The sequence below is a fragment of the Microcoleus sp. D2_18a_D3 genome, from assembly GCF_036702455.1.
Classification (GTDB): domain Bacteria; phylum Cyanobacteriota; class Cyanobacteriia; order Cyanobacteriales; family Microcoleaceae; genus Microcoleus.
The window spans coordinates 1-5459 of sequence record NZ_JAUBTK010000169.1; the positions used below are offsets into that span (position 1 = coordinate 1).

2 protein-coding genes are annotated in these 5459 nt (G+C 47.6%); one reads left to right on the top strand and one right to left on the bottom strand.

The window, feature by feature from the left end:
- Positions 1-201: hypothetical protein (locus tag QUB06_RS33935; protein ID WP_333439154.1), on the top strand; the 201-nt coding region annotated here is incomplete at its 5' end.
- A gap of 73 nt (positions 202-274) precedes the next feature.
- On the opposite strand, the gene QUB06_RS33940 is transcribed toward QUB06_RS33935, so the two are convergent.
- A complete protein-coding gene (locus QUB06_RS33940) occupies positions 275-4834 on the bottom strand; it encodes a PAS domain S-box protein (RefSeq protein ID WP_333439156.1) in 4560 nt (1519 codons plus the stop codon).
- Positions 4835-5459: the final 625 nt, after the last annotated feature.

The following is a 5459-nucleotide window of genomic DNA, read 5'->3' on the forward strand; positions in this document are numbered from 1 at the left end:
CGTCATTGGATTTCTCACCGGATGGTCCTGGATTTTACAGGCTTTATCTCTATCACATCTTTAAAAAAATGGTATGACCACGAATTTCTTGATGGTACCCGCCACGTGGTTTATCCGTGGAATCAATCCAACATCGAAAATCGAAAATCCTCAAGCCCCCGCATTTATCTCGCGCAAGTCAATCCAAAATCTAAAATCTAAAATCTAAAATCGAATGACGCACAGTAACGCTTTCGCAATTGCCAATTGCCAATTACAACTTACCAATTCCCTATTAACAATTAGCTTTGAGGGGAATCTCGATCGCCAATTCTGTACCCTGTCCGGGCGAAGAAGTGCATTTCAGCGACCCGTTGTGTCTGTCTGTAACAATTTGATAGCTAATTGACAAGCCCATCCCAGTGCCTTTACCCACAGGTTTAGTGGTAAAAAACGGGTCAAAAAGACGAGTGCCGACAGTCTCCGGTATTCCCGGCCCGTTGTCAGCAATCCGAATGATTACTTTGCCCGCTGGCGATATTTCAGTGCGGATGCGGATGTTGCTAGGGTGTTTCCGCATTTCCTCAGCAGAACGGCGCAGATCCCGTTCTTCCAAAGCATCTAAAGCATTGCTCAAGATGTTCATAAATACTTGATTTAACTGTCCGGCATAACATTCTACTAAGGGCAGTTGAGCGTATTCTTTAATCACCTCAATTTCTGGATGATTGTGTTTAGCTTTGAGCCGGTGCTGCAAAATCATCAGGGTGCTATCTATGCCGTCGTGAATGTTGACTGCTTTCATTTCCGCTTCGTCCATGCGGGAAAATGTGCGGAGAGAAGCAACAATTTGTTGAATTCTGTCTGCACCGACTTTCATTGAAGAAAGCAACTTTGGCAAGTCTTCCATCAGAAAGTCGAGTTCAATATGGTCTACTTCTTCTTGAATTTCCGGGACTGGATCGGGATAGTGATTTTGGTAAAGTTCGATCAGGTGTAGCAAGTCTTGGGTATAGTCGTTGGCGTGGGTGAGGTTGCCGTAAATAAAGTTAACTGGGTTGTTGATTTCGTGGGCGACTCCTGCCACAAGTTGACCGAGACTTGACATTTTTTCATTTTGAATTAACTGCGATTGAGTGCTGGTTAATTTCTGTAATGTTTGTTCTAATTCGAGAGCTTTATTGCGAGTTTGGGCGTAAAGATCGGCTTGGTTGAGGGCGATCGCCAATTGAACTGTAATCGATTGCAACAATTCTACTTCGCTGTCGCTCCAGGGTCGTACAGAACAGCAGGAGCAGCAGCTAACTGCACTTATTACCCCAGAAAGTGCCTGCATGGGAATGATTAATACAGATTGGTAGCCCATCGATCGAACGATTTGTTTCCAAACAGGATCTGCGACTGTTTCGACATCATCCACCCGCAGCATTTCCATCTGCAATACTTTTTCTCCCACAGGACCGAAGTCGGAAGCTTGATAGCTACCTGTTAAATCGGGAAGTTCCCGAAGGCGAGATTCTTTAATAATTTCCCAGAAAGGCTCCTCTCCGTCGTCGCGATACCAGGCAAAATTGCAACGATCGATCTGCAGGAAAGCGCGAATTTCCTTAACTGCGACTGTAACGATGCTGTCGAAGTCGAGGGAATTGCGGATTTGAGTAGTGAGGTTGTTGAGCAATTTTTCTCGTTCGGCCTGCTGTCTGAGTCGGGCTTCCGATTGCTTCAAAGCAATTTCTCCCCGCTTGCGCTCAGTAATGTCTTCAGTAACTGCTAATAAATATTGGGGATTGCCTTCTCGATCGAGAATTGCGGTTTTCTTGGTATGAAATATGCGATTCTCGCCTTCTTTTGTTTGAATCACTTCTTCGGGAATGTCTAAAATTTGCCCGCTGGCGAGCACTTCCCGGTCTTTGGTGGTGAAAAAGTCGGCTTGTTCTCTGGGGAAAAAGTCGTAATCATTTTTGCCCATAACTTCAGCAGCGGGGAAACCCATTACCTCTTCGGCGACTGGATTCCACAGTACAAATCGCAACTCTTCTGCTTCTTTGCCAAATACTGCGACGGGTATGGTTTTGAGTACGGATTCCATAAAATTTTGAGCGTGTTGCAGTTCTGCTTCTGCCTGTTTGCGATCGCTAATATCTCGGACGTTGGCAATGACGCTGAGATTCCCGTTGAGATGAATTCTGGACAGGGCAATTTCTGCATCAAAGGTTGAACCGTCGTTGGGACGCCTCGCTTTCCATTCCACGCGACCTGTTTCGCCTGCTAATACTCTTTCCCAAAGTTCTTCCATTTGTTCAATGGGATTGTCGCCACTTGAATAGTCGTTTTTAAATGATAATTTTGTTGCTTGTTCCTGGCTCACTCCGTACATTTCTAACATCCGATTATTGACATCGAGAATGTTGCCTTCTAAGTCGTGAATGAAGATAGCATCGTAGACATTGTTAAAGATTGTCCGCAGGTTTTGCTCGGAAACTTGCAGGGCTGCTTCTGCAAGTTTTCGATCGCCAATTTCTTGTTCTAATTGCGTGACTGCTTCGGACAGTTCGGCCGTGCGATCGCTCACTCTGTCTTCTAACTCGGCGGCTGCTTGCCGCAGTGCTGCTTCGGCGGCTTTGCGATCGGTAATGTCGATCGCCGTACCGAACATTTTTACCACCTTGCCACTGGCATCGGTTTCAGCGCGACCCAAGGCGTTGAGATGCCGCAGCGTGCCGTCGGGACGGTAAAGGCGCAAGTCAAAATCGAAGGGGATGCCCGCTTCGAGTCCCCGCTGCACTTGAGTCTGCCACAATTCCAAATCTTCTGGATGGATCAGAGCGACCTGTTGGGCTAGGTTGGGCGCACTTTCGGCCGGTTCGAGCCCGAAGATGCGGAAAAGTTCTTCCGACCAAGTGATGGTTCCGGTGGCTGCGTCGAGTTCCCAATTGCCGACGTGGGCGAGCCTCTGGGCTTCTTTGAGCTGCCGCTGGCTCTCGCGGATGGCGGTTTCGGCAACTTTGCGATCGGTAATGTCGAACGCGACGCCGGAAAATACGATTTCGCCGTTCTCGTTGCGGGTGGGCATGGAGTCGCCCTGCCACCAGCGAATCTCACCGTCGGGCTTGACTAACCGCCCTTCGTAGTGCCAGGGAGAGAGATTTTCTACCGCTTCGTTGACGGAAGCGATGTAGCTTTCCAAGTCTTCGGGGTGGACGCGGGAAATGAATGTATTCATGTCTCGCATCATTTCTGCTGCTGTGATGCCGCTGATATCGAAGATGCGATCGCTCATGTAGTCAACTCTCCACACTCCCTGCCTGCTGCAAAATTGGAACAGAGATCCGGGGATGGTGGCTGCGATCGTCCGAAACTTGGTTTCGCTGGCACTGAGTGCGGAAAAAGTCTGGCGCAGTTCGGCCGTGCGTGCTTCTACTCTGCGCTCTAGTTCTGCGTTGGCGTGTTGTAAGGCTGCTTCTGCTCGCTTGCGATCGGTAATGTCGGTGGCTGTACCGGTGGTGCCGAGGAAGTTTCCGGTTTCGTCGTAGAGGGCGATCGCGTTAAACATCAAATGTTTCATGCTGCCGTCTTTGGCGATTTGAGTGCTTTCGTACTGGAAAATTGATTCTCCGGCAAACAGGCGGGCGAAAGCTTCTAAATCTTTCTGGCTTTGTTCTGGTGTCGCAAAGTCGGAGAACGGCCTACCGATCATTTCTTCTGGTTCGTAACCGTAGATATACTTAACTGCTGGGTTGACGAAGGTGTAGCGTCCTGAAGCATCGACCGACCAAATCATGTCTTGGGAGGTTTCTACCAGGCTGCGGTATTTGGTTTCGCTGGCTTTGACGGCTTCTTCTGCTTGTTTGCGTTCCGTCATGTCGCGGGAGACGCCGACAGTCATTGCAACTTGGCCGTCTTGATTACGGATGGGTGTTTTGACGGTACTGAACAGCCGCACTTCTCCGTCGTGCCGCGTCACCGGTTCTTCGGAAATTTGCAGAGTGTGCCCGGTGTCAAATACGAAGGCGTCATCTCTGACGTACTGGAGAGTATTGTCGGGATCGGCGAAAGGTGCGTCTACGATGTCTTGAAGTTCCTCTTGAGTCATGCCGTAATAATCGCGGAATGCTTGATTTGCCCAGACGATTTTCGATTGGGGGCCTTTGACTAATACCATATCGGCGATCGAATCGAGAATTTGGTGATATTTTTGCTCGCTGTCGCGGAGTTTCTGCTGTGCCGCTTCAATTTGTGCTATTTGCCTCTGGGTTTGCAAGTGCAGTTCGGCTTGGTGGATGGCAAGTGCTAAATGGTCTCCTACTTGTCTGGCAAATTCGATTTCGTCTTCTTGCCACTGGCGGGGTTGACCGCAGGAGTGAATGCACAGCAATCCCCACAGGTGTTGCCCTTGCAGCAGCGGTACGACTAAGTTGGCTCGGATTTGAAACCGCTTGAGGATTTTGAGGTGACAAGGGCTCAACCGGGCTTTGTAAATATCCGTGACTGCTTGAACGTATCCTTTGGTGTATTTGGCTGCAAATTGTTCGCCGAAGCAGTAGTCGCGGATTTTGGCTCCCAAAGATGGGCTGTATTGGGGCAGTACGTCTTCGGACACTACTTCGCCCTCGTTCAATTCGGATTCGGGAAAGAAGCGATAGATGGCGACTCGATCGGCATTTAGGAGTTGCCGAACTTCGGTGGCTGTGATTTTGAATATTGTTTCTAAGTCTAGGGATTCGCGAATTTTGCTAATAACTCCCATCAGCGCTTGCAGCTTTTTGAACCAGGTTTGAGACTGCGTTTCTCTTTCTAGGTGAGCTAGTTTCTCGCGCAGGTTGCAGACTTCGTGATACAGGTATTCATGAAACATAATGCTTTTTCTTTAGTTATTTTGCGGTTTGTTATCGAGGTTTATGGCATCTCAATAGCGCTCTGCAAGTTGAGCCTGGTAACTCAAAAAGGCAAAGAACATATTCTCCTCCTTCTGCTAGCACTTAGCAGCTACTCACGCTGCATTTCCGTATTTTTTCGAGATTTGGAGGTCAATCGACCATCTTAGCTCCCGTATATTTACTGAAAAATTGGCAGAATTTGCTACTTCTTTTCTTCTCAATTATTGAGAATAATGCTAACAAAACTTACACATAAACCGGGTTTATTAACGTAATCATGTCAGGTAATCTCGGAAAGTGGGAACAAGAAACCCGGTTCCATTGCGCGATGGGGAGGAGCGTCTCTGACTAATTTTGACATTTTTTTGGCTCGCCTTCGGTTGCAATTGTCACCTTTTTATTATTACCGCAAACTCGATCTATGGTTTCCTTGGTTTGGCGATCGACTATCCTGTTGTAATCGCCTCTATTAAAATTTGTTTAAACTTAGGCGATCGCCTTTTCTAGAGTTTTAAGTAATGCTCGATTTAGGTTCTTCCTTACTTGGTATGCTAAATCAATAGCTAAATCAGTCAAAAAAATTGAAAAAATATGTCAAAATAT

What these genes read in the sequence shown, in the direction of transcription:
- QUB06_RS33940 (WP_333439156.1), bottom strand. Translation starts at nt 4,834, where the DNA reads ATGTTTCATGAATACCTGTATCACGAAGTCTGCAACCTGCGCGAGAAA.